The 23862-nt window shown below is 51.1% G+C and carries 25 protein-coding genes and 1 riboswitch; all 25 genes read left to right on the forward strand.

Going from position 1 to position 23862, the window contains the following annotated elements; genetic code table 11:
- The first annotated feature begins 120 nt into the window (after positions 1–120).
- The 25 genes from prfA to atpD all read left to right on the forward strand — a co-directional run bounded on the left by prfA (position 121) and on the right by atpD (position 23846).
- Positions 121–1191 carry a peptide chain release factor 1 gene (prfA, locus tag M3194_RS11710; RefSeq protein WP_251653711.1) on the forward strand — a complete coding sequence of 357 codons (1071 nt, stop codon included), beginning with the start codon at positions 121–123 and terminating at the stop codon, positions 1189–1191.
- A 37-nt stretch (positions 1192–1228) separates the two neighbouring features.
- On the forward strand, positions 1229–2176 hold the full coding sequence (prmC, locus tag M3194_RS11715; protein ID WP_251653714.1) for a peptide chain release factor N(5)-glutamine methyltransferase: 948 nt from the start codon (positions 1229–1231) through the stop codon (positions 2174–2176).
- Between the two features lie 188 nt (positions 2177–2364).
- Entirely contained in the window at positions 2365–3105 is a 741-nt protein-coding gene (gene spoIIR / locus M3194_RS11720; RefSeq protein WP_251653726.1) for a stage II sporulation protein R, read from the forward strand.
- Between the two features lie 122 nt (positions 3106–3227).
- Complete coding sequence (locus M3194_RS11725; RefSeq protein WP_251653736.1) at positions 3228–4295, forward strand: L-threonylcarbamoyladenylate synthase; 1068 nt, start codon at positions 3228–3230, stop codon at positions 4293–4295.
- A 115-nt stretch (positions 4296–4410) separates the two neighbouring features.
- A complete protein-coding gene (locus M3194_RS11730; RefSeq protein ID WP_285889242.1) occupies positions 4411–4923 on the forward strand; it encodes a manganese efflux pump MntP in 513 nt (170 codons plus the stop codon).
- A 42-nt stretch (positions 4924–4965) separates the two neighbouring features.
- Positions 4966–5544, forward strand: coding sequence for a low molecular weight protein arginine phosphatase (locus tag M3194_RS11735; RefSeq protein WP_251653740.1), 579 nt, complete (start codon positions 4966–4968; stop codon positions 5542–5544).
- Positions 5545–5662: 118 nt separating this feature from the next.
- Positions 5663–5743, forward strand: a riboswitch (ZMP/ZTP riboswitch).
- Positions 5744–5844: 101 nt separating this feature from the next.
- Positions 5845–6303: a ribose 5-phosphate isomerase B gene (gene rpiB, locus M3194_RS11740; RefSeq protein WP_251653741.1), complete on the forward strand. Its 459-nt coding sequence runs from the start codon at positions 5845–5847 to the stop codon at positions 6301–6303.
- 140 nt (positions 6304–6443) lie between these two features.
- Positions 6444–7046 carry a TIGR01440 family protein gene (locus M3194_RS11745; protein ID WP_251653744.1) on the forward strand — a complete coding sequence of 201 codons (603 nt, stop codon included), beginning with the start codon at positions 6444–6446 and terminating at the stop codon, positions 7044–7046.
- A 22-nt stretch (positions 7047–7068) separates the two neighbouring features.
- Positions 7069–8316: a serine hydroxymethyltransferase gene (locus M3194_RS11750; RefSeq protein ID WP_251653746.1), complete on the forward strand. Its 1248-nt coding sequence runs from the start codon at positions 7069–7071 to the stop codon at positions 8314–8316.
- Positions 8317–8972: 656 nt separating this feature from the next.
- The gene (locus M3194_RS11755; RefSeq protein ID WP_251653749.1) at positions 8973–10649 is read left to right on the forward strand and encodes a peptide ABC transporter substrate-binding protein; all 1677 of its coding nucleotides are present in this window, start codon (positions 8973–8975) and stop codon (positions 10647–10649) included.
- A gap of 110 nt (positions 10650–10759) precedes the next feature.
- Complete coding sequence (locus tag M3194_RS11760; RefSeq protein WP_251653752.1) at positions 10760–11692, forward strand: ABC transporter permease; 933 nt, start codon at positions 10760–10762, stop codon at positions 11690–11692.
- A 3-nt stretch (positions 11693–11695) separates the two neighbouring features.
- Positions 11696–12652, forward strand: coding sequence for an ABC transporter permease (locus tag M3194_RS11765; RefSeq protein ID WP_285889218.1), 957 nt, complete (start codon positions 11696–11698; stop codon positions 12650–12652).
- Positions 12653–12685: 33 nt separating this feature from the next.
- A complete protein-coding gene (locus M3194_RS11770; RefSeq protein ID WP_251653754.1) occupies positions 12686–13687 on the forward strand; it encodes an ABC transporter ATP-binding protein in 1002 nt (333 codons plus the stop codon).
- Entirely contained in the window at positions 13684–14652 is a 969-nt protein-coding gene (locus M3194_RS11775; RefSeq protein WP_251653756.1) for an ABC transporter ATP-binding protein, read from the forward strand. The genes M3194_RS11770 and M3194_RS11775 overlap by 4 nt, the downstream gene beginning before the upstream one ends.
- A 175-nt stretch (positions 14653–14827) precedes the next feature.
- Positions 14828–15457 carry a uracil phosphoribosyltransferase gene (gene upp, locus M3194_RS11780; protein WP_251653758.1) on the forward strand — a complete coding sequence of 210 codons (630 nt, stop codon included), beginning with the start codon at positions 14828–14830 and terminating at the stop codon, positions 15455–15457.
- Positions 15458–15608: 151 nt separating this feature from the next.
- Complete coding sequence (gene wecB, locus M3194_RS11785; protein ID WP_285889219.1) at positions 15609–16757, forward strand: non-hydrolyzing UDP-N-acetylglucosamine 2-epimerase; 1149 nt, start codon at positions 15609–15611, stop codon at positions 16755–16757.
- A 188-nt stretch (positions 16758–16945) separates the two neighbouring features.
- A complete protein-coding gene (locus tag M3194_RS11790) occupies positions 16946–17221 on the forward strand; it encodes an AtpZ/AtpI family protein (protein ID WP_251653760.1) in 276 nt (91 codons plus the stop codon).
- Positions 17221–17631: an ATP synthase subunit I gene (locus M3194_RS11795; RefSeq protein WP_251653768.1), complete on the forward strand. Its 411-nt coding sequence runs from the start codon at positions 17221–17223 to the stop codon at positions 17629–17631. Before M3194_RS11790 ends, M3194_RS11795 begins: the two co-directional genes overlap by 1 nt.
- Positions 17631–18392, forward strand: a complete 762-nt coding sequence (gene atpB / locus M3194_RS11800; protein ID WP_251653779.1) for a F0F1 ATP synthase subunit A — start codon at positions 17631–17633, stop codon at positions 18390–18392. Before M3194_RS11795 ends, atpB begins: the two co-directional genes overlap by 1 nt.
- A 74-nt stretch (positions 18393–18466) precedes the next feature.
- Positions 18467–18691 (forward strand): F0F1 ATP synthase subunit C, encoded by a 225-nt coding sequence (atpE, locus tag M3194_RS11805; RefSeq protein WP_251653796.1) that lies wholly within the window; start codon positions 18467–18469, stop codon positions 18689–18691.
- 131 nt (positions 18692–18822) lie between these two features.
- The gene (atpF, locus tag M3194_RS11810; RefSeq protein WP_251653807.1) at positions 18823–19305 is read left to right on the forward strand and encodes a F0F1 ATP synthase subunit B; all 483 of its coding nucleotides are present in this window, start codon (positions 18823–18825) and stop codon (positions 19303–19305) included.
- Positions 19302–19841 (forward strand): F0F1 ATP synthase subunit delta, encoded by a 540-nt coding sequence (locus M3194_RS11815; protein WP_251653820.1) that lies wholly within the window; start codon positions 19302–19304, stop codon positions 19839–19841. Before atpF ends, M3194_RS11815 begins: the two co-directional genes overlap by 4 nt.
- A gap of 24 nt (positions 19842–19865) precedes the next feature.
- On the forward strand, positions 19866–21380 hold the full coding sequence (gene atpA / locus M3194_RS11820) for a F0F1 ATP synthase subunit alpha (protein WP_251653830.1): 1515 nt from the start codon (positions 19866–19868) through the stop codon (positions 21378–21380).
- Positions 21381–21542: 162 nt separating this feature from the next.
- Positions 21543–22403 carry an ATP synthase F1 subunit gamma gene (gene atpG, locus M3194_RS11825; RefSeq protein WP_251653838.1) on the forward strand — a complete coding sequence of 287 codons (861 nt, stop codon included), beginning with the start codon at positions 21543–21545 and terminating at the stop codon, positions 22401–22403.
- 39 nt (positions 22404–22442) lie between these two features.
- Positions 22443–23846, forward strand: a complete 1404-nt coding sequence (gene atpD, locus M3194_RS11830; RefSeq protein WP_251653846.1) for a F0F1 ATP synthase subunit beta — start codon at positions 22443–22445, stop codon at positions 23844–23846.
- Positions 23847–23862: the final 16 nt, after the last annotated feature.

A 23862-nucleotide genomic window follows, 5' to 3' on the forward strand; every position in this document is an offset into this window, starting at 1 on the left:
TTAGGGAAACCGCGGAGCCTTTTTTAGGCGACTTAGGCAAATACACCAGTCGAAAAAGCGGGTCTCTTGTGCTATAATGAATGATACAAGTCAAAAAGGAATTCATAGAGGTGAATCATTGTGTTGGACCGTTTACAAGCGCTCGCAGACCGTTACGAGAAGTTAAGTGAACTGTTGTGCGATCCGGATGTAGCTAGCGATCCGAAGCGCCTGCGGGAATATTCCAAGGAGCAATCGGATTTACAAGAGGCTTATGAAGCCTTCACAGAATATAAGCAAGTGTCGGAGCAGCTCGATGATGCCAAGCTTATGCAAGGCGAGAAGCTTGATGACGAAATGCGCGAGATGGTCAAGATGGAGATTGACGAATTGACCGAGCGCAAGACCGCGCTGGACGAAAAAATCCGTATCGTCCTGCTGCCGAAGGACCCTAACGATGACAAGAACGTTATCGTGGAGATCCGCGGCGCAGCCGGCGGCGACGAAGCCGCTTTGTTCGCCTACGAGCTGTACCGGATGTACACGAAGTTTGCGGACGCGCAAGGCTGGCGCTGCGAGCTGATGGATCTGAACGAGAATGATCTCGGCGGCTTCAAAGAGGTTATCTTCATGATCACGGGCAAAGGCGCATACAGCAAGATGAAGTATGAGAGCGGCGCACACCGCGTGCAGCGTATTCCGGTAACGGAATCCGGCGGCCGTATTCATACCTCTACTTCGACGGTATCGGTTATGCCCGAGGTTGAAGAGGTTGAAGTTGAAATCCTCGATAAGGATATCCGGATCGATACGTTCTGCTCCAGCGGTGCAGGCGGTCAGTCCGTTAATACGACCAAGTCGGCGGTTCGCGTCCTTCACGTGCCTACCGGCATTATGGCGACTTGCCAAGACGGCAAATCGCAGAACGAGAACAAGGCGAAGGCCCTTCAAGTTCTGCGCGCCCGGATCTCGGATATCCGCCGTCAAGAAGAGGAAGCGAAATATGCGGGCGAGCGCAAGCTGAAGGTGGGTACCGGTGACCGAAGCGAGCGTATCCGTACGTATAACTTCCCGCAAAGCCGCGTAACGGACCATCGCATCGGTCTTACGCTGCATAAGCTGGACTCGGTCATGAACGGTGATATGGAAGAGATCGTATCGTCGCTGACGATTGCCGAGCAGGCTGAACTGATGGAGAGAGAACTGAATTAACAAGTCTAAATTCCTTCGAAGAAGGGACGCTATAGAGATGACTGATACAAGGAACGAACGGGTATTTTTTGCGCCGTCGTTTTCAATTAGAGAAGCCTGCTTGCAGGCTTCTTCGTTTTTGGAGGGGCTTGGCGTAATGGAGCCGCGCTCCAATGTAGAACGGCTGCTGATGCATCTGCTTGGCATCGAGCGGTCAACGATGCTGCGCGATTTCGGCGAGCCCTTCCCGGCGGAGCATGCCGGGGAATGGGTGGAGCTGATCCGCCGCAAGGCGGCGGGCGAGCCGGTGCAGTATATCATCGGCGAGGAATGGTTTTACGGCCGGCCGTTTACGGTAACGCCGGCCACGCTTATTCCGCGGCCGGAGACGGAGCTGCTCGTCGAGGCCGTGCTTGAGGCGGCCGATCGGCTGTGGCCGCCTGACGGGGCTGTTGTGCCGACGGTGGTTGACGTCGGCACGGGCACCGGCGCCATCGGCGTGACGCTGGCTTCGCAGCGTCCGCGCTGGCGCGTAAGCGCGTCCGATCTGTCGCCGGACGCGCTTGCAGTCGCCCGCACGAATGCGGCCCGCCATGAGGCGGCGGGGCGCATGGCATTCGTGCAGGGCGACCTGCTGGCGCCGTTTGCGAAGCGCGGCGCCGCAGGTGCACCCGATGCGGAGGATATCCGCATCGATGTGCTGGTGTCCAATCCGCCGTATATTCCGGCGGATGATCTTGCGGGCCTCCAGCCCGAGGTGCGCGATTACGAGCCGCGCCTCGCGCTGGACGGCGGGGCGGACGGGCTGGATCCGTACCGCCGCATGGCGCGGCAGCTGCCGGAGCTTGCGCAGCTGCCGCGGATAGTCGCCTTCGAGCTTGGCATGGGCCAAGCTCAAGACGTAGCCGCGCTGCTGCGGGATGTCGGCGAATGGGACGACATCCGCATCATTACCGACTATGGCGGCATTGAGCGCCATGTTATCGCTGTCCGAACGAAAAACTAAGCATTTCCGACCACGCTGCTGGAGCGTCTCATCGACGCCGGCAGCGTGGTTTTTTTATGAAAACAACTCTATCATTTTCATTTTTCCTGCTAGGTTTATAGAGACGGGAACGCGGACATAATGACGGATAGATACGTTCCGGAACGCAAGCTGACGCACCGACGGGTGCGATCGAGAGGAGCTTGTGTATGAACCGCACTAATTCCCTTTTTTATTTCCGCAAATCTTATGGCTTGTTGATTATCGTATTATTCGTTTTGGTGATGAGCTGGGAGCAGCAGCGCACGGACGCTGCAATGGTTGAAACTCTTATTCCGCAAGATTCGATTCGTCTTCGTATTCTGGCTAATTCGGACGCGCCTGCCGATCAGGCCGTAAAACGCGTGGTCCGCGATGCCGTTGTGAAAGCCATGGACGGTTGGGTAACTGGTCCGCAAACGATTGAAGAAGCGCGCCAAACGGTGCATGATCATATGGGTGAAATCGAGGAGATTGTTGCCGATGTGCTGGCAAGCCGCGGGTTTGATTACGCGTACAAGGCTGAGCTTGGCTTGGTTCCGTTTCCGACGAAAATGTACAGCAGCGAAGTATATCCCGCAGGCGATTACGAGGCGCTTCTGATTACGCTTGGCGAGGGCAAAGGCCAAAACTGGTGGTGCGTACTGTTCCCGCCGCTCTGCTTCATCGACGCTGCAACCGGCGAAGCCGCAGCGGCAGACCCGGACGCTGACGCTGCCAAAGCTGAAACCGTACAAACAGCTTCCGCTGAAGGCAAAGACGTTACAAAGGTTGAAAAAGCGGATGACAGCAAATCCGAAGCATCGGTGCAAAAAGCGCAGGACGACAAACAAGGCGAAGCGCCTGAAGCGAAGTTCTTCCTGTGGGAAATGATTCAGAAGTTCATTAATTGGCTGAAAAGCCTGTTCTAAGTAAAAGCGGCGGTTCTGGCTGCGCTTAAGGCGCGGAGGACCGCCGCTCTGCAATTCAGACCGCATATGCTATAATGAGGGCAGTTAGATGAACTTATAATAGCAGGGATTGAAGGATAGAGATGACAACAACGAAGGTTTGGCGGGCTGCCGAGGGAGGCGATGCCGCTGCGCTGGCCGGACAATTGGAGGAAGCGGCAGGGCTGCTGCGCGATGGCGAGCTGATCGCTTTTCCGACAGAGACGGTATACGGATTAGGCGCCGATGCCCGCAATACGAAAGCAGTGGAAGGTATTTTTCGGGCAAAAGGCCGTCCGTCGGATAATCCGCTTATCGTGCATATCGCGGATGAACGGCAGCTGGCTGAGCTTGTGCTCCCTTATCCGGAGCTTGCCGCCCGGCTGATGAAAGAGCTGTGGCCCGGCCCGCTTACCATCGTGCTGCCCGTACGCCCTGATGCGGTGTCGCCGCTGGTTACGGCGGGGCTCTCCACTGTTGGTGTCCGAATGCCGGATCATCCGGCCGCGCTTGCCCTCATCCGGCAATCCGGCTGTCCGGTAGCCGCTCCAAGCGCGAATCGTTCAGGCCGGCCAAGCCCTACGCTCGCAGAGCATGTGCTGGAGGATCTGGGCGGGAAAATCAGCGGCATTGTGGACGGCGGCGCTACCGGCGTCGGACTGGAGTCAACGGTAATTGAGCTGCCGGATTCGGCTGCGATCCGCATACTCCGTCCCGGCGGCATCACCGCGGAGCAGCTGCAAAGCGCAGCGCCGGAAGCGGTTATCGACGCACCGGCAGCGAAATCCGAAGTAACGGAAGCGCCGCGTTCACCGGGAATGAAATATACGCATTATGCGCCTCAAGGCGATCTTGAGATCGTGCAAGGCAATACGTCCAAGATGGTACTGTACATCCGGGAGCAGGTTCATGCAGCAAAAGCCGCGCATCTGAAGACGGGGGTTCTGGCTTTTGACGAAAGACGGGCCGCTTACGACGGAGATCTTGTTCTAACCCTCGGAAGCGAGCTGAATCTAGAGCAGGCAGCACATAGTCTGTATGCCGCATTGCGCCGGTTTGACGCCGAAGGCGTGCAGCGCATATGGGCGGAGGGCTGCTCCGAAGAAGGGATCGGCCATGCCTTGATGAACCGTCTGGCTAAAGCTGCGGGGCATCAAATCATCCGGGTTTAGAGTAGTATGTTTGTCCCCTTGTCCGCATATCTTGGTTAAGAATGGATGTGGACATGGGGGCGATAGCGTGACTGATGCAACTTTGCATGCCGGACAATTCGCGACACTGCTCATTATGGCGGTTGCGCTTGGTATGGATGCTTTTTCGTTAGGGATCGGAATCGGGTTGAAGGGCATTCGCCTGCGTGAAGTGCTGCGGTTAAGCACGATCATCGCGGTATTCCATGTCGTTATGCCGCTGGGCGGCATATACGCCGGTCATTTCGTCAGCGGACTGCTTGGCCATGTCGCGACGATGGCTGCGGGAGTGCTGCTGCTTCTGCTTGGCGGGCACATGATCTACAGCTCTCTAAAGGGAGAGGCAGTTCAATCGATCGATTACCGTTCCTCGGTCGGAACGTTCTTATTTGCGTTTAGCGTCAGCATCGACTCCTTTTCCGTCGGGGTTACGCTGGGCATGTTCCAGGTTGATGTTTTGCTGACCGTCCTGTTGTTTGGTTTTTTTGGCGGCCTGATGTCCGTGCTTGGGCTGCTGCTCGGGCGCCGGGTGAGCGAGAACCTTGGCGGTTACGGGGAAATGCTGGGCGGGGCGATCTTGCTCATTTTTGGACTATTATTTATATTTTAAAACAAAGACCTTATTCAGCCGTATCAGAAAGGGGAATGCAGCATGACGCGCATCTTGTTTGTTTGTACCGGCAATACATGCCGTTCGCCGATGGCTGAGGCCATGTTGAGGACGATGGCAAGACAGAAGGGGATTTCTCTTGAAGTCCGTTCCGCAGGCGTGTCCACGATTGACGGGCTGCCGATCTCAACGCATGCGGCCACTACGCTCCGAGGCAAAAACGTGGAGCATAGAGCCTCATCCCGCGCCTTGAGCGGAGAAGCCGTTGCCTGGGCGGATCTGATTCTGACGATGACAGCAGCACACAAACGCGGCTTGCTTAACGGGTTCCCCGAAGCGGTGGATAAAGCCTATACGCTTAAGGAGTTCGTCAATCAGGATACGGCTGTGCAAGCCGATATTGAAGAGCTCGAGCGCTTGTACACCGAGATGCATATGAAGCAGGTGTTGGGCCAGCAGCTGACAACGGCGGAACGTACGCGCCTTCTGGAGCTGGAACGCCGAATTCCGAGCTTTGATATTGCGGATCCGTTCGGCGGGACGCTTGGCATGTATGAAAGCTGCGCCAAGGAAATCGAAGAGAGCCTGAATTCGCTTCTTAATATGCTCCAAAAGAGATGATAGGTCAGGATTTTACCGGCAAAACGTAAGCAGCATCTCCTAGAAGATGGCTCCGTCGTTTACGCTTTGACCCATTGATTTTCACGATTGAATAAGCTATCATGAAGGTAACAAAGACGGTTTCCGATGTAACTGGCGACGGAAGTGGGTAACCACGGTGGAGCATCGGAACATACGGCCGGTCGCCTGGGCAAAGAGCAGCATGCTATCATAGCATGTCATGCTCTTTTTTCGTCTTTTTAACGGAATTTAGGTATAATAAGTCCGTATGATTCGACAACCAAGCAGGAGGGTATTAAGTTGAAAATTGCAATTGGCGCAGATCATGCGGGATACCGTTTGAAAGATGAAATTGTTCCGTTCCTTTTATCGCTTGGTCATGAAATTGAAGATTTGGGCTGCGATTGCAGCCAGTCGGTGGATTACCCCGATTACGCTTTGCCTGTAGCGGACAGAGTGGTAAGCGGCCAGGCAGACCGCGGTATTCTGATTTGCGGCACGGGAATCGGAATGTCGATAGCAGCAAACAAAGTGCCTGGGATCCGATGCGCGCTTGTGCACGACATGTTCTCGGCACAGGCGACTCGCGAACATAACGATACAAACGTGCTTGCTTTGGGCGAGCGCATTATCGGCCCTGGTCTTGCACAAGAGATTGTCCGCATCTGGCTTGAAACGCCATTCTCCAATGGTGAACGCCATGTAGGGCGCGTTCAGAAAGTAACGCAAATCGAACAGCAATATACGCTGCATCCTTAAGTTTTGATCCTTCTTAAGGGTTATCGCGGACATCTGCGCTTATTGTGACAATTCTTTAAAGCGAATGCTTTCGATGCAAGAATCATCACTAACCCCATTCCGGGCGTTTAGTGTAACCATTCTTTGTAGGAGGGTTTAGCATGAGAAATCAAGAGGAATTGACTACAATTGCAGCTGATGTAGAGACGATTGTAAGGGAGCTTGCTGCTGCCGGAGGGCTGAAGGCCGGCCAGCTTCTGGTTATCGGTACGAGCACAAGCGAAGTACTGGGTCACCGGATTGGCACCTCGGGGACGATCGAGACTGCCGAGCAGATTTATGCGGGTGTTGAAGCGGTCCGTAAAGACATCGGTTTTTTCCCGGTCTATCAATGCTGCGAGCATTTGAACCGGGCGCTTGTCCTCCCCCGCGAGGCAGCGGACAAGTATGGGCTGGATGAGGTTGCGGCCGTGCCGGTTCCGAAGGCGGGCGGCTCGATGGCTGCTTATGCTTACCGGCATATGCCGGATGCCTGTCTGGTTGAAACCGTGCAGGCTCACGCAGGAGTAGATATCGGCGATACCTTTATCGGGATGCATCTCCGCCGGGTTGCCGTGCCGGTGAGACCTTCGGTCCGATCGATTGGCGCAGCCCACGTCACGATGGCTTTTTCAAGACCGAAGCTGATTGGCGGCACTCGTGCCGTGTACACCTTGGAAGACAGCGGCCTGGCGTCAGAGCAGACGTCAGGAACATGCGAATAAATTATTAGGAGGCTTTTTCACAATGGAAAACTTACGTAACCAAGATCCTGAAGTATTGAAGGCAATGGGCCTTGAGCTGCAGCGCCAACGAGACAACATCGAGCTGATTGCATCCGAGAACATCGTCAGCGAAGCCGTTCTTGAAGCAATGGGTTCGGTTCTGACGAATAAATATGCAGAAGGCTATCCTGGCAAACGCTTCTATGGCGGCTGCGAGCATGTAGACATTGTGGAAGACATCGCACGCGAACGCGCGAAAGAAATTTTCGGCGCGGAGCACGCAAACGTTCAGCCTCACTCCGGCGCGCAAGCGAACATGGCGGTATACCTCGCTGTCCTCAAACCAGGCGATACGGTTCTTGGCATGAACCTGGCACACGGCGGTCACTTGACGCACGGCAGCCCGGTTAATGCTTCCGGTCTCCTGTACAACTTCGTTGCTTACGGCGTAGACGAAGATACATTTACCATCAACTATGACGAAGTTCGCAAAGCTGCGTTCAAGCACCGTCCTCGTCTGATCGTTGCCGGCGCGAGCGCATACCCGCGCACAATCGATTTCGAGAAGCTTGGCCAAATCGCTCAAGACGTAGGCGCATTGTTCATGGTGGACATGGCGCATATCGCGGGTCTTGTTGCGGCAGGTCTGCATCCGAACCCGGTGCCGCACGCACACTTTGTTACAACGACTACTCACAAAACGCTTCGCGGTCCTCGCGGCGGTATGATTCTGTGTCGTCAGCCTTGGGCTGCAGCGATTGATAAAGCCGTATTCCCAGGTTCGCAAGGTGGTCCTTTGATGCACATTATTGCAGCTAAAGCCGTTGCATTCGGCGAAGCTCTTCAACCTTCCTTCAAGGAATACGCGCAAAAAGTCGTGGACAACGCAAAAGTATTGTCCGAGACCTTGATTGCAGAAGGCATCAACATCGTTTCCGGCGGCACTGACAATCATCTGATGCTGGTTGATACGCGCAGCCTGAACATCACGGGTAAAGACGCTGAGCATGTCCTTGACTCGATTGGCATCACGGCGAACAAAAACGCGATTCCATTCGACCCGACAAGCCCGTTCGTAACCAGCGGCATTCGTCTGGGTACGCCGGCTGCTACTTCCCGCGGCATGGACGAGAAAGCAATGAAGACAATCGGCGAGATTATCGCCATGACACTGAAAAATCCGAAGGATGAAGCGGTGCTTGCAAAAGCTACCGGCATGGTTCGCGATTTGACAGCTCAATATCCGCTTTACCCAAATATGAAATACTAATAATTATTTAAGGCGCATGAAAAGCGCATCGTTGTGGTAAAATGCTACAACGATGCGCTTTTTTTCGTTCTTGAAAGAGGCGAAAGCTGCTTTGGAGGCAGAGGATTGGTATTCCGTTGAGCTCAAATTTACAAATAAATATTAGTAATGGTTAAAAATAATGTAAAAAAATAACAGTAATGCCATCGAAATTTTACAAATGTTCCTCGATCATTTGAAATTTTGTTCATCTTATTCGCGTGATAAAACCCTAGTGCGCGAGGATAATTTGTGTAGGCGAACCAATATGAAGTCGACTTCAAAATCGGAAAGTCCTCTCGCTCTTGAGACGGGTGAAAGCGGTAAAACATTAGTGTTTACAAGCATTTTAGCATAAAAGCATTAATGCTAGTTCGCATTAATACGGAATTGCGTCATTGCGCTAAAATGACGCTTGTTTTCCGCGTAAAACATAAGTAAATCACAAACTGGACACAATAAAATAAGCGCTGGAGACAATTAACTTATTGACAATTATGAATTTTAAGATGTATATTGTTTTACGTTGAATTAATATAAAATCCATGTTAGGAAACATAACGTGAATGTGAAATTACATTAATTCACCGTAATGATCGGGTTTAAAAAAATTTATATAGACATGGGAGTTGATGTATGTGAAAGGGAGTTTCAAAAAGCCAACACAAATCATGCTAGTCCTTGTAGTTGCCCTTACGATGCTGTTAGCTGCTTGCAGCAACAACAACAACAAAGGCACCGACACGGCTAACAATGGTGGCAACAGCGGCGATGCGTCGGGAACGCCAAAAGAGTTCCGCTTTACCCTTGCCAGCGAGCCGCCAAGCTTGGATCCTGCTCTGATGAAAGATGCTCAGTCAAGTATCGTAGCTTCAGGACTGTACGAAGGTTTGACCCGTCTGAATACGGAAGGTCAGCCTGAAAATGCTTTAGCCGAAGATATCAAGGCGTCCGAAGATGGCAAAACATACACCATCAAGATTCGCCAAGATGCGAAATGGAGCAATGGCGACCCGGTAACTGCTCATGACTTTGAATACGCTTGGAAGCGCGCTCTGAACCCAGAAACAGCTTCTGAATATGCATACATGCTGTTCTACCTTGAGAACGGCGAGAAATACAACTCCGGCAAAGGAACTGCTGACGAAGTTGGGGTTAAAGCAACTGACGACTACACGCTTGAAGTAAAGCTGTATACGCCTGCTCCTTATTTCCCAAGCCTTCTTGCTCACTACACCTACCTGCCGGTTAACGAAAAAACGGTTGAAGGTGACCCGGCTTGGGCGTCTGAACAAAAATCAATCGTAACTAACGGTCCGTTCTTGCTGAAACAATGGGCACACGCGGACAAGCTCGTTCTTGAGAAAAATCCTGATTACTATGACAAAGACAAAATCAACTTTACCAAAGTAACGATTTCCCTGGTTGAAGATGAGAACACGGTTTATCAATTGTTCGAAACGGACAAAATTGACTGGATCGGTGCTCAAGCAGGTTCGGTACCAACCGACCAAACCCAGCCTCTGATCAAAAGCGGCGATGCGACGGTTACTCCTGTAGCTTCGACCTATTACTACCTGTTCAACACGCAGAAAAAACCTTTCAACAACGTTAAGATTCGTAAAGCGTTCTCGATGGCGGTTGACCGTCAGAATTTGATTGACAATGTTGCGCGCGCAAATCAAACGCCTGCATTCGCTCTCGTACCGCCAAGTATTGCTGGTGCGGATGGTAAAACATTCCGTGAAATGTATCCTGGTGATTTCTTCACTGAGAACAATGACGAAGCTAAGAAATTGCTTGCAGAAGGTTTGGCTGAAGAAGGCCTGACTAAGCTTCCTGAAATTACTCTTCTCTACAACACAAGCGAAGGTCACAAGAAGCTGGCTGAAGCCGCTGTCGACATGTGGCGCAAAAATCTTGGCGTAGAAGTTAAACTGGCTAACCAAGAATGGGGTACTTTCCTTGAAACTCGTAAAGCTGGTCAATTCGATATCGCGCGTGCCGGTTGGGGTGCGGACATCAACCATCCAATCAACTTCACGTACGATCTGATTCATCCGAAATCCGGCAACAACGACGGTAAGTACAACAACCCTAAAGTTGGGGAACTGCTTGATAATTCCCTTGTCGCTGATACGCCGGCAAAATCGCTGGATATGATGGCTCAAGCGGAAAAAATCGCAATTCAAGACGATATGGCCGTTCTTCCGCTGTATTACTACACCACTGTTACGATGATCAAACCTGGTTTTGAAAACGTCGTGTCCGATTACTCGGGTAACATTGACTGGGTAAACGGTGACAAAAAATAAGTTCGCCTGCAATTGACTTAGCAACTTCTGTGTATAGAAGGGTATATATAGTCTTCCTATATATACCCTTTTCAAATTTATCATAAGATTGGAAGAGAGTGGGTGATCGTATGCTCCGCTTCATAGCCGGCAAGTTTGTATTTATGGTTATTTCGATGTTTATTCTGATTACGGCAACGTTCATGTTAATGAATGCCATTCCCGGCAGTCCGCTGCAATCCGAAAAAGCGACTAGCGAAGCCGTACAAAAAAACTTGGAAGCCTACTATGGCTTAGACAAGCCTCTATATGTGCAATATGGCACATACCTTAAAAACCTTGCTCATGGAGATATGGGCATCTCGATGAAAAAGAAGTTCCAGTCCGTTGACAAAATGATTGGTCAGTCTTTTGGTCCATCCCTTAGACTAGGTATCGCCGCTGTTATTACTTCCGTTGTCGTAGGATGTATCCTCGGCATATTGGCGGCTATGTATCACCGCAGATTTATCGATAATTTAGCCATGATCATTGCCGTAATAGGACTTGCCATACCAAGCATCGTACTGGCGCCAGTCATGCAGTACTTTTTGGCTACAAAGTTAGGATGGTTTGAAGTTGCGGGTCTTAATGGACCTATGGATTACGTACTACCAACGATCGCATTGGCCGCCGGCCCGATCGCTTTTATCGCTCGTCTTTTGAGATCGACCATGATTGAAATACTGAATGCTGATTTTATTAAAACCGCCAAATCCAAGGGGCTTGCAGGCTATGTCATTGTCGTAAAGCATGCGCTTCGGAACTCCTTGCTTCCGGTTGTCACTTATTTAGGTGTATTGACCGCAGGCATTATTACCGGCTCCGTCGTCGTAGAGAAAATCTTTGCGATTCCTGGCATTGGCAAGCACTTTGTTACGAGTGTTATAGATCGTGATTATCCGCTTATTATGGGCATTACCATCTTCTATGCGGTTATTCTCATGGTGTGCCGTTTCCTGTCGGATATCGCTTATGTGCTGGTGGATCCGCGTATGCGCGCCGGTGGAAAGGTGGGCAAATAATCAATGTCTGATGCGAATTCCAATACAATCGGAAAAGAACGCTCCGACGAGCTGACTCCCGATATGTTCCAAAAGCTGAAACGCGATGAGGTTCGCGTAGATGAGGTAGGACGGGCCAGCTTAACCGCTTGGCAGGATATCCGGATGCGCCTCACAAGCAACAAGCTGGCGATGCTGGGCTTCTGGATAATTGTTTTTATGATTGTATGCTGTATCGTAGTACCTTTTATCTGGCCCTACGATCACTTTACGAACGATCTGGCCAATACCAACCAAGCTCCTAACGCGAAGCATTGGTTTGGTACGGACGATCTTGGCCGGGATATATTTGAACGCGTCTGGAAAGGCGCGCAGATCTCTCTGTTTGTTGGTGTCATAGCGGCGCTGATTGACCTTTTAATCGGCGTTATCTATGGCGGTATCATGGGCTACTTTGGAGGTAAAGTCGACGAAGTCATGAACCGTTTCGCGGAAATACTGTATGCTATTCCGTATTTGCTTGTCGTTATCTTGCTACTTGTTGTCATGGAGCCGAGTCTTACGACAATTATTGTCGCGATGTCGATTACGGGCTGGATTAACATGGCCTGGATTGTGCGCGGTCAAATCATGCAGCTCAAGAATCAAGAATATGCACTAGCTTCCAAGTCACTTGGCGCTGGCGCAATGCGAATTATTTTCCGTCATTTGGTACCTAACGCTATGGGGCCGATTCTCGTTACATTGACACTGACTATTCCGGGAGCTATCTTCACTGAAGCATTCCTAAGCTTCTTGGGTCTTGGCGTACAATCGCCTGCTGCTTCTTGGGGTACGATGATCGATGACGGCGTAGGCGCAATCTTCAATTATCCTTGGCGCCTGTTCTTCCCGGCCATCTTCCTCAGCATTACTATTTTTGCCTTTAACGTCTTCGGAGACGGTCTGCGCGACGCATTCGATCCGAAGCTTAAAAAATAACATCAAGCAAGCCGAGAGGAGGTCAATCTATCCATGAAGACCTTGCTGGAAGTAAACAATCTAAGCGTATCCTTCGACGTATACGCAGGTGAAGTGCAAGCGATCCGTGATATTACCTTCGAAGTAAAAGAAGGGGAATCCGTCGCTATTGTAGGCGAATCGGGATCGGGCAAGTCCGTGACGGCTCAAACGATTATGCGGTTGAATCCTTCTCCGCCCAGCCGTATTAAGAATGGCTCGGTGAAATTCGACGGACAAGAGCTTTTGACTCTGTCGGAGAAGGAAATGCAAGCGGTGCGGGGCGATAAAATCGGGATGATCTTCCAAGATCCGATGACGTCCCTTAATCCGACGCTGACGGTCGGAGCTCAGATTACCGAAGGTCTTATCAAGCATCAGAACGTAAACAAAGCGCAAGCTACGGCTCGCGCCATTGAAATGCTGCAGCTCGTTGGCATTCCAAATCCGGAGCAGCGCGTTAAACAATACCCGCATCAATTCTCGGGTGGCATGCGTCAGCGCGTTATGATTGCCATTGCGCTTGCCTGCAACCCTAAGCTGCTTATCGCGGACGAGCCGACAACCGCTCTAGACGTAACGATCCAAGCGCAAATAATGCGGGTCATGAAGGATCTGCAGAAAAAAATGGGCACTTCTATCATTCTTATTACCCATGACCTTGGCGTAGTTGCCGACGTGTGCGATCGCGTAATCGTTATGTATGCGGGACGTATTGTAGAGCAAGGCACTAAGTGGGAAATCTTCAAAAACCCGCAGCATCCGTATACGAGAGGGCTTCTGCGCTCGCTGCCGCGTCTGGATCAGAGTAAGGATGAACCGCTTATCCCGATTCCGGGTACACCGCCGGATCTGATCAAGCCGCCTGTAGGCTGCAGCTTCTGCGCTCGTTGTGACGAAGCAATGAAGGTGTGCGTGGATAACGATCCCAACCTGCATCCGATCAAGGGAAGCACATCCCATGCGGCGGCTTGCTGGATGCTGCATGAATACGCAGATCGGGAGGTGCCGGTATGAGTAAGAGCACTCCGCTTGTTGAGGTGAACGACTTACGCAAGTTTTTCAACCTTGGCAAAGGCAATATCTTGAAAGCTGTTAATGACATTTCGTTTTCTATTGCCCGTGGCGAGACGGTTGGCGTCGTTGGGGAATCCGGCTGCGGTAAATCAACTGCGGGCCGTACGATTCTCCGCTTGTACGAACCGTCTAGCGGTGGCGTTAACTTTGAAGGAAAGAATATCTACAAGCTGCGCGGTGGGGAATTAAAAGCGCTGCGCCGTAATATGCAAATGATTTTCCAGGATCCATATGCATCGCTTAACCCAAGAATGACGGTAACCGACATCATTGGCGAAGCGCTGGATATTCATAATCTCGCTGGCAGCAAGGCGGAACGCAAGAAAAAGGTTGAGGATCTGCTGGATCTGGTTAATCTTAACCCTGAGCATGCAACCCGTTATCCGCATGAGTTCTCCGGCGGTCAGCGTCAGCGTATCGGGATTGCCCGCGCGCTTGCGGTTGATCCGAAGTTCATTATCGCGGACGAGCCGATCTCAGCCCTTGACGTGTCGATCCAGGCTCAGGTCGTCAACCTGATGAAGGATTTGCAGCGAAAAATGGGTCTGACTTATCTGTTCATTGCCCATGACCTGTCGATGGTCAAGCATATCAGTGACCGCGTTGCCGTTATGTACCTTGGCAAAATCGTTGAGCTTGCGGAAAGCAGCGAGCTGTACGGAAGCCCTGCGCATCCGTATACGCGCGCGCTTCTGTCGGCGAATCCGATTCCGGATCCGGAAATCGAAGCAACCCGTGAGCGTATTGTTCTGGCCGGCGATCTGCCGAGCCCGATTAATCCGCCTGCAGGCTGTCAATTCCATACCCGCTGCCCAATGGCAACGGATAAATGCAAAACAGTTGAACCTAAGCTTGTAGAGGTGAAAAAGGGACATTACGCTTCCTGCCACTACGCATCGGTATAATAAGACAGGACGAAGCAGAGATTACATCTGTTTCGTCCTTTTTTTTTTCATGGGCAGCCTGCCTACATTTAGCCATAAAACTCTGGATGCATCGGAGGGGGCAGAGTGATATAATAAACGGGATTGTGTCCAAGACTATAGGAATAACTTATTCACACAGGAGGAATTACGCTCCATGAGCAAAGTGGTTATATGCGACCATCCATTGATTCAGCATAAGCTGACCTTTATTAGAAACAAAGATACCAATACGAAGGACTTTCGTGAACTGGTTGACGAGGTAGCCACCCTGATGGCTTACGAAATTACAAGAGATGTTCCTCTTGATACCATTACGGTGGAGACGCCTGTCGCAACGACGGAATCGAAAGTGGTCTCCGGACGCATGCTGGGGCTGATTCCGATACTGCGTGCGGGCCTTGGTATGGTCGAAGGGATGCTGAAGCTGATCCCGGCTGCTAAAGTCGGTCATATCGGACTTGTCCGCGACCACGAAACACTCCAGCCAAACGAATACTACATTAATCTGCCTACGGACGCGGCTAACCGCCAGCTGATCGTGATTGATCCGATGCTGGCTACGGGGGGTTCGGCAATCGCAGCGATTAACTCGCTGAAGAAACGCGGCTGCGACCAGATCAAGCTGATGTGTCTGATTGCTGCTCCTGAGGGAGTCAAAGCGGTACAGGACGCGCATCCGGAGATCGACATTTATCTTGCGGCACTCGACGATGCTTTGAATGAGAAGGGCTATATCGTACCGGGTCTTGGCGATGCCGGCGACCGTCTATTCGGAACGAACTAAGTATGCTTACGAAGCATGAATGTCACAATTCGCTCTTAACGAGCTCTTTAAGTAACCATTCATTTTAAAGCGTATGCTTACGAAGCATGAATGTCACAATTCGCTCTAAACGAGCTCTTTAAGTAACCATTCATTTTAGGAGTGAATCTATTTGTCCAAACTGAAAGTAATGACGATTTTTGGCACGCGTCCGGAAGCTGTGAAGATGGCTCCGCTCGTGCTGGAATTGAACAAGCATGCCGATCAGATCGAATCGATCGTCTGCGTAACGGCGCAGCACCGCCAAATGCTGGACCAGGTGCTTGATTTCTTCGAGATCCAGCCTAACTATGACCTGAATGTGATGAAGGACCGCCAGACGCTGACAGAGACGACTGTACGCGTTCTGGAGGGCCTGGACCCTGTGCTGGTGGAAGCGAAGCCGGATATCGTGCTTGTGCACGGCGATACGCAGACGACCTTCCTCGCGAGCTATGCGTCCTTCCTGAAGCAGATTCAAGTGGGCCATGTCGAAGCCGGACTTCGCACATGGAACAAGCTGTCGCCTTACCCGGAAGAGATGAACCGCCAGCTGGCAGGCGTGCTGTCGGACGTGCACTTTGCTCCAACGGAATGGTCGGCCGATAACCTGCGCAAGGAAAACAAATCGGAGGCTTCTATTTACGTGACGGGCAATACCGCAACGGATGTCTTCCAATATACGGTTGATCCGTCGTTCTCCCATCCCGTTATCGAGTGGGCGAAGGGCAAACGCATGATTCTGATGACGGCTCATCGCCGCGAAGCGCTGGGCGAGCCTCACCGCAACATCTTCCGCGCGGTTAAACGGATTGCCGACGAGCATGAAGATGTAGCGATTGTCTATGCCGTGCATCCGAACCCGGCAGTAAGAGAACCGGCTAATGAAATTCTTGGCAATCATCCGCGCATTCAATTAATCGAGCCTCTTGATGTATTTGAATTCCATAATTTCTACCCTCATGCGTATATGATTCTGACGGATTCCGGCGGCTTGCAGGAAGAAGCGCCGTCCTTCGGCGTGCCTACCCTCGTTCTGCGCGACACGACAGAACGCCCGGAAGGCATCGCGGCAGGAACCCTTGAGCTGGTTGGAACGGATGAAGAGACCGTATACAGCCGTGCGCGGGCTTTGCTGAACGATGCAGCCTTATACGAAAAAATGAGCAAATCTGCCAATCCTTACGGCGACGGACAAGCTTCGGCACGTATCGTTCAAGCGATTTTGCATCATTTTGGCAGAACAAGCGAGCGGCCTGAACCGTTCACACAACGTTCATAGTTTTCGAAGCGGACAGCTGCTAGAGAAGCAATGTACAGCATACAGTGGTACTGTACGGTTTGGAGCTCGGAAAATCCTTTGTTTATAAGGATTTTCGGGCCGCTGTTCACTAAATGTTTGAATTTAAATGAATTGACAAAAGTTTAACAGCTTCGATAAAATAAATGAGAGTTTTGGAGTGATTCCGCATGGATCCATCCAAAGAACAACCGTCTAAAGAGAATCAGGATAAGTCGAATCATGGCAGTTTCGGAGACGACCCTTGGAGAGCAATGGGATTGGTCGGCACTATTGGGGCCGATCTAGCCGCATGTCTGGGGCTTGGCTACTGGCTCGGTCATAAAGCCGATCTTGCAAACGGTACCGAATACTATTCCATTATTGGATTGGTAGCGGGACTGGCAGTAGGCATCGTTACGGTTATATTACTGATTCGGACGTTTGCGGGAGGCAAAGCGAAATAATGGACGATTTGTCGGCCCACTTGAAAGCCGTTACAAGAGTTGTTTTCTTATTCATGTCCCTATGCTGCATAGGCTGGGCGTTACTGCCCGCTTATGAAAACTGGTGGGGAGGATTGATGATTGGCGGGGCCGCCAGCCTTATTAATGCCTATCATCTAAGCTGGAAGGTCAAGAGGGCCGGAGCGATTGCCGTTGCACAAATCAAGAAGAGGGTCAACCTCGGATTTTTCACCCGTGCATGCGTCGCGTTATTAGCAGTTGTAATTGCGACAAAAACATACACGTTCCAACTTTCCGCGGTTGTTGCCGGATTATTTGTCGCTCAATTGGCAACACTCATACTGGGATTTTTGTCCAGACGGAAGTTGATGGCGTCGAATCCTACCGATGAAAGGGGTGAAAATAACTAATGGATCATATTTTCCCGATTATTCACGTGGCTGGGATCCGATTCGATTTGGCTACACTGAGCATGATGCTATTGACTAGTATTATCGTATTCGTACTGGCAAGGCTGGCAGTGAGAAATTTGTCGGTAACGAACCCAACGAAGCTTCAGAATTTCCTGGAGTGGGTTATTGAATTCGTTGAGAACATTATCGGAACGTCCATGAGCATGAAACAAGGACGGCCGTATCTCGTTCTTGGTCTTTCCCTGATCATGTACATTTTCGTCGGTAATATGCTTGGTCTGCCATTCGGTATCGTGACGGATGTGCATCACGGAGCTACGGCTTTTGGCTTTGAACTGGATCTGAAGGGTGAAGAGCACGGCCATGTCGCTTGGTGGAAATCGCCTACGGCTGACGTTGGCGTGACAGGCGCCTTGACGATTATCGTCATTCTCCTGACTCACTTCGAAGGTCTGCGCCTCAACGCGAAGCATTACCTGAAGCACTATGTTGAGCCGCATTGGGCTTTCCTGCCTCTGGCGTTGATCAAAGAGGTTGCGAAGCCGCTGTCGCTTGCTTTGCGTCTTTACGGTAACATTTTCGCGGGCGAGGTTATGATTGGCGTAATCTTGGGCATGGGCTGGATTGGTATTCCGGCACTCGTCGTATGGCAAGGCTTCAGCGTATTCGTAGGTGCTATCCAGGCCTTCGTATTCTGTATGCTGACGATGGTATACATGTCGCAAGCAATTGTGCATGAAGAGCACGAAGAGCATTAACGGCTTCAAGCCGCTGGTATTGCCGGTGGTCAATATAAAATAAATTTTTACGAAAATTGAGGAGGATTTTTCTAATGGGAGCATTGGCATTAGTTGCAGCAGCAATTGTATTCGGTTTGGGCGCGCTTGGCGCAGGTATTGGTAACGGTCTGATCGTAGGTCGCACAGTTGAGGGTATTTCCCGTCAACCAGAACTTCGCGGTACTCTTCAAACTACAATGTTTATCGGTGTCGCACTCGTCGAAGCACTTCCAGTTATCACGCTGGTACTCGCGTTTATCTTCTACGGCGAAGCTTAATAAACAAATATTTAAACATGGCGGGGAGTGTGGCTTTGCCTCCGCGCCTTCCTTTTTGTTTGGCCCTGCGGGGCCGTTCGTTTATCGGACAGTATGAAATTGGGTTAAGCTATGGAAAGGAGTGACGTTTTTTGGATATCGTATGGTCGAATTTTTTCATCCAGCTGGTCGCTTTTCTAATCCTTCTGTGGTTGCTTAAACGTTATGCATTCGGTCCATTGTTCGGAATTATGGAACAGCGCAGACAATACGTTGCAGAGCAAATCGCTACTGCAGAAGCAAGCAAGAAAGAAGCTGAGCAGCAACTGGAGCAACAGAAACAAGCACTTCAGGAAGCTCGTAAAGAAGCTTATGACATTATTGAGCTGGCTAAGGCTACAAGCACGAAGCAAGCCGAAGACATTATTCAAGTTGCGAAATCTGAATCCACTCGTCTGAAAGACGATGCGGTTAAAGATATCGAGAGCGAGAAAAACAAAGCGGTTGCTGCACTTCGCGAAGAGGTTGGCGGCATTTCCGTCAAAATCGCTTCGAAAATTATCGAGAAGCAAGTGGACGAGAAATCCCAGGAGCAATTGGTTAACCAATACCTTAAAGAGGTTGGAAGCAAATGAGCCGGGATACGGTCGTAGCGAAGCGCTACGCTAAAGCATTGTTCGAGCTTGCTCAGGAGCAAGGCATCGTATCGGAAACGGAAGATCAGCTGAAGCTGATCGTTCAGGGACTGAATACTAATCCGGAAGCGCGCAAATTCCTGGAGCTTCCAAGCATCGAGCCGGAAAAGAAAATCGCCGTGCTGAAAAGCGCATTTGGCGATCATGTATCCGCGCTTGTCCTTCATACGCTTGAACTTATTCTTGTTCGCGGACGCCAAGAGCTGATCTCGGATGTGTACAGCGCGTATACGAAAATCGCCGGCGAATCGCTCGGTCAAGCTTATGCGGTTGTGTACACGGCCCACAGCTTGTCGGATTCGGAACTGGCTGAGGTCGAAGCAAGCTTTGGCAAGCTGAGCGGCAAGAAAATTGTTGCGGAACAAATCGTTAAACCAGAATTGCTTGGCGGCGTACAAGTGCGCATCGGCGATCGTCTGTATGACGGCAGCCTGTCCGGCAAGCTGGAACGTTTACAAAAATCGTTTAAAATCTAATGCAGGTAGATAGGGGTGAACGAATTGAGTATCAGACCTGATGAAATCAGCACGCTGATTAAACAACAGATCGAACAATATAAATCCGAAATTCAAGTCGTTGACGTCGGCACCGTAATCAATGTCGGTGACGGTATTGCCCGCGTACACGGTTTGGAAAATGCGATGCAGGGCGAACTGCTCGAATTCTCCAACGGCGTTGTTGGCATGGCGCTCAACTTGGAAGAAAGCAACGTTGGTGTCGTTATCCTCGGTCCTTACACGGATATCCGTGAAGGCGACCAAGTAAAACGCACCGGCCGTATCATGGAAGTGCCAGTAGGCGAAGAGCTTCTCGGCCGCGTTGTTAACCCGCTCGGTCAGCCGCTTGACGGCAAAGGCCCAATCAACACAACTCAATTCCGCGCGATTGAATCCCCGGCTCCGGGCGTTATCGATCGTAAATCGGTACATGAGCCAATGCAAACTGGCATTAAAGCGATTGACGCGATGGTACCGGTTGGCCGCGGTCAACGTGAGCTCATCATCGGCGACCGTCAAACAGGTAAAACGGCGATTGCTATCGATGCAATCATCAACCAAAAAGGCAACGGCGTGAAATGTATCTATGTTGCTGTAGGTCAAAAACAATCCACTGTTGCAGGCGTTGTTGAAACACTTCGCAAGCACGGTGCTCTTGATTACACTATCATCGTTACAGCTGGCGCATCCGAACCGGCTCCATTGCTCTTCCTGGCTCCTTATGCAGGCTGCTCGATGGGCGAGTACTTCATGTACAAAGGCGAGCACGTTCTCGTTATCTATGACGACTTGTCGAAACAAGCGGCTGCATACCGCGAATTGTCCCTGTTGCTCCGCCGTCCGCCGGGTCGGGAAGCATACCCAGGTGACGTATTCTACCTGCACTCCCGTTTGCTCGAGCGCGCTGCTAAACTTAGCGACGCGCTTGGCGGCGGCTCGCTGACGGCACTGCCGTTCATCGAGACTCAAGCGTCTGACGTATCGGCTTACATTCCTACGAACGTAATCTCGATCACGGACGGCCAGATCTTCCTGGAAGCGGACCTGTTCTACTCCGGCCAACGTCCGGCAGTAAACGTAGGTATCTCGGTATCCCGCGTAGGCGGTTCCGCTCAAATCAAAGCAATGAAAAAGGTAGCCGGTACACTCCGTCTGGACCTTGCAGCTTATCGTGAGCTTCAAGCGTTCTCGCAGTTCGGCTCCGATCTTGATAAAGGGACGCTCGCCCGTCTGAACCGCGGTGCTCGTACAATGGAAATTCTGAAGCAAGGCGTTAACCAGCCGATGCCGGTTGAGCAGCAAGTTATCTCGATCTACTCCGCGGTTAAAGGCCACCTGGACGAAATTCCGGTTGTTGATATTCAACGCTTCGAGAAAGAATTCCTCGCGTTCCTGGATTCCAACCATCCGGAAATCGGCGAATCCATCCGTACAACAAAAGACCTCGTTGCCGACAACGAGAAAGCTCTTGTTGACGCGATCACGAAGTTCAAAAAAGGCTTTTCTGTAACGGCTTAATTTGTTAAACGTACGCTGCTCCTCCTAAGGACGGTGCAGCCGTTTACGCTAGGCCTCCGAATAAATGTCCCGCACCCGTCCTCGTACGGGTGCAGGCGCTTACTCCTACCAACAACAGGCTTTGTGTGCATCAGCAAAGCAACAAAGGCGGGTGAAAATGCAATGGCAAAAGGCATGCGCGATATTAAACGCGAAATCAAAAGTAAACAAAACATGAAGCAAATCACGAAAGCGATGGAGATGGTTGCGGCTTCCAAGCTCAGAAGAGCGCAAGAGGCATCGACGAAAGCCCGTCCTTATTCGGATAAGCTGAAGGAAGTAGTAGCAAGCATCGCAGCAGGCACAAAAGGCGTGAAGCACCCGATGCTCGAGACGCGCCCGGTACAAAAAACGGGTTACCTCGTTATCACGTCCGACCGTGGTCTTGCAGGCGGCTACAATGCGAACGTCCTTCGTAAAGTTACGCAAACGATTCGCGAGAAGCATAAATCGAATGATGAGTACGTGTTGTTCGTCATCGGACGCAAAGGCCGGGATTACTTCCGCCGCCGCAATATGCCGATCATCGACGAGGTAATCGGTCTGTCCGATTCCCCGACATTCGCTGACATCAAATCGGTCGCTTACAACGCGGTCAAAATGTTCTCTGAGGGCAAATACGACGAGTTGTATATCTGCTACAACCAATTCGTAAATGCCATTACTCAGATCCCGACAGAAACTCGTTTGCTTCCGCTGCAGGAAGTAAGCGGCAACGGTCCGGTAACCTCGTACGAGTACGAGCCGTCCCCGGAAGGTGTTCTGGAGGTGCTGCTGCCGAAATATGCGGAGACGCTTATTTACAGCGCGGTGCTTGACGGGAAAGCCAGTGAGCAGGGCGCTCGTATGACTGCCATGGGCAGCGCGACGAAGAATGCTAACAAAATGATCAACCAATTGACGCTGACCTACAACCGGGCACGTCAAGCGGCGATCACGCAAGAGATCTCGGAGATCGTAGCGGGTGCAAACGCACAGGCTTAAGGAATATAGAAGTAAAAGAAAGTACCAGGAGGGAAAACCATGAAAAAAGGACGCGTTGTATCCGTCATGGGTCCAGTCGTTGACTTGGAGTTCGAACGCGGTAACCTGCCGGAAATTTTGAACGCCGTCAAAATCGTTCAACAGGCCCCAGCAGGCGGCATCGATATTAATCTGACGCTTGAAGTAGCAGTTCATCTGGGTGATAACCTGGTTCGTGCCGTTGCGATGAGCACAACTGACGGTCTGGTCCGCGGCATGGAAGCTGTAGACACAGGCGCGCCAATCACAATTCCGGTTGGTGCAGCAACACTTGGCCGCGTATTTAACGTACTTGGCGAACCTATCGACCAAGCAGGAGACGCAGTATCGGAAACGAATCTTCCGATTCACCGTCAAGCTCCTGCATTCGACGAATTGTCCACGCAATCGGAAATTCTCGAAACAGGCATCAAAGTTATCGACTTGCTCGCTCCATACGCTAAAGGCGGTAAAATCGGCCTGTTCGGCGGCGCGGGCGTAGGTAAAACGGTAACGATCCAAGAGCTTATCAACAACATCGCTCAAGAGCACGGCGGTATCTCCGTATTCGCCGGCGTAGGCGAGCGTACTCGTGAAGGTAATGACCTTTACCACGAGATGAAGGATTCCGGCGTACTTCCTAAAACAGCGATGGTATTCGGACAAATGAACGAACCGCCAGGCGCACGCCAACGTGTAGCTTTGACGGGTCTGACAATGGCTGAATACTTCCGTGATGCTGAAGGCAAAGACGTACTTCTGTTCGTCGACAACATCTTCCGCTTCACGCAAGCAGGTTCCGAAGTATCGGCCCTTCTTGGCCGTATGCCTTCCGCGGTAGGTTACCAGCCAACGCTGGCAACTGAAATGGGTCAATTGCAAGAGCGTATCACGTCGACGAAAAAAGGCTCGGTTACTTCGATCCAAGCGATCTACGTACCTGCCGATGACTACACGGATCCGGCTCCTGCAACGACGTTTGCTCACTTGGACGCTACAACTAACCTTGAGCGTAAAATTTCCGAGATGGGTATCTTCCCAGCGGTAGATCCACTTGCTTCGTCGTCCCGTCTCCTTAACCCAGAGATTCTGGGCGAAGAGCATTACAACGTAGCTCAAGGCGTTAAGAGAATTCTTCAGCGCTATAAAGAGCTTCAAGATATCATCGCAATCCTTGGTATGGACGAATTGACAGAGGAAGACAAGCTGACTGTAGCGCGCGCGCGCCGCATTCAATTGTTCCTGTCCCAACCATTCCACGTTGCTGAACCGTTCACAGGTATCAAAGGTAAATACGTACCTGTTAAAGAAATCGTTCGCAGCTTTAAAGAAATTCTCGAGGGCAAACATGACGACCTTCCGGAAGAAGCTTTCCGATATGTAGGTGTGATTGAAGAGGCCGTGGAGAAAGCCAAAACGCTGTAATAGCGAAAGGCGGGAG

Origin of the sequence: Paenibacillus glycanilyticus, from assembly GCF_023715145.1 — a bacterium.
Lineage (GTDB): Bacteria > Bacillota > Bacilli > Paenibacillales > Paenibacillaceae > Pristimantibacillus > Pristimantibacillus glycanilyticus_A.

Excerpts from the sequence above, each read along its gene's own strand:
- M3194_RS11770 (WP_251653754.1), top strand. The coding sequence starts at position 12,686 with ATGAAGACCTTGCTGGAAGTAAACAATCTAAGCGTATCCTTCGACGTA.
- M3194_RS11795 (WP_251653768.1), top strand. The coding sequence starts at position 17,221 with ATGGACGATTTGTCGGCCCACTTGAAAGCCGTTACAAGAGTTGTTTTC.
- atpE (WP_251653796.1), top strand. The coding sequence starts at position 18,467 with ATGGGAGCATTGGCATTAGTTGCAGCAGCAATTGTATTCGGTTTGGGC.
- M3194_RS11815 (WP_251653820.1), top strand. The coding sequence starts at position 19,302 with ATGAGCCGGGATACGGTCGTAGCGAAGCGCTACGCTAAAGCATTGTTC.
- M3194_RS11735 (WP_251653740.1), top strand. The coding sequence starts at position 4,966 with ATGACGCGCATCTTGTTTGTTTGTACCGGCAATACATGCCGTTCGCCG.
- M3194_RS11760 (WP_251653752.1), top strand. The coding sequence starts at position 10,760 with ATGCTCCGCTTCATAGCCGGCAAGTTTGTATTTATGGTTATTTCGATG.
- M3194_RS11730 (WP_285889242.1), top strand. The coding sequence starts at position 4,411 with ATGGCGGTTGCGCTTGGTATGGATGCTTTTTCGTTAGGGATCGGAATC.
- M3194_RS11765 (WP_285889218.1), top strand. The coding sequence starts at position 11,696 with ATGTCTGATGCGAATTCCAATACAATCGGAAAAGAACGCTCCGACGAG.
- M3194_RS11775 (WP_251653756.1), top strand. The coding sequence starts at position 13,684 with ATGAGTAAGAGCACTCCGCTTGTTGAGGTGAACGACTTACGCAAGTTT.
- prmC (WP_251653714.1), top strand. The coding sequence starts at position 1,229 with ATGACTGATACAAGGAACGAACGGGTATTTTTTGCGCCGTCGTTTTCA.
- M3194_RS11750 (WP_251653746.1), top strand. The coding sequence starts at position 7,069 with ATGGAAAACTTACGTAACCAAGATCCTGAAGTATTGAAGGCAATGGGC.
- spoIIR (WP_251653726.1), top strand. The coding sequence starts at position 2,365 with ATGAACCGCACTAATTCCCTTTTTTATTTCCGCAAATCTTATGGCTTG.
- upp (WP_251653758.1), top strand. The coding sequence starts at position 14,828 with ATGAGCAAAGTGGTTATATGCGACCATCCATTGATTCAGCATAAGCTG.
- atpB (WP_251653779.1), top strand. The coding sequence starts at position 17,631 with ATGGATCATATTTTCCCGATTATTCACGTGGCTGGGATCCGATTCGAT.
- atpG (WP_251653838.1), top strand. The coding sequence starts at position 21,543 with ATGGCAAAAGGCATGCGCGATATTAAACGCGAAATCAAAAGTAAACAA.
- atpD (WP_251653846.1), top strand. The coding sequence starts at position 22,443 with ATGAAAAAAGGACGCGTTGTATCCGTCATGGGTCCAGTCGTTGACTTG.
- M3194_RS11725 (WP_251653736.1), top strand. The coding sequence starts at position 3,228 with ATGACAACAACGAAGGTTTGGCGGGCTGCCGAGGGAGGCGATGCCGCT.
- M3194_RS11790 (WP_251653760.1), top strand. The coding sequence starts at position 16,946 with ATGGATCCATCCAAAGAACAACCGTCTAAAGAGAATCAGGATAAGTCG.
- M3194_RS11745 (WP_251653744.1), top strand. The coding sequence starts at position 6,444 with ATGAGAAATCAAGAGGAATTGACTACAATTGCAGCTGATGTAGAGACG.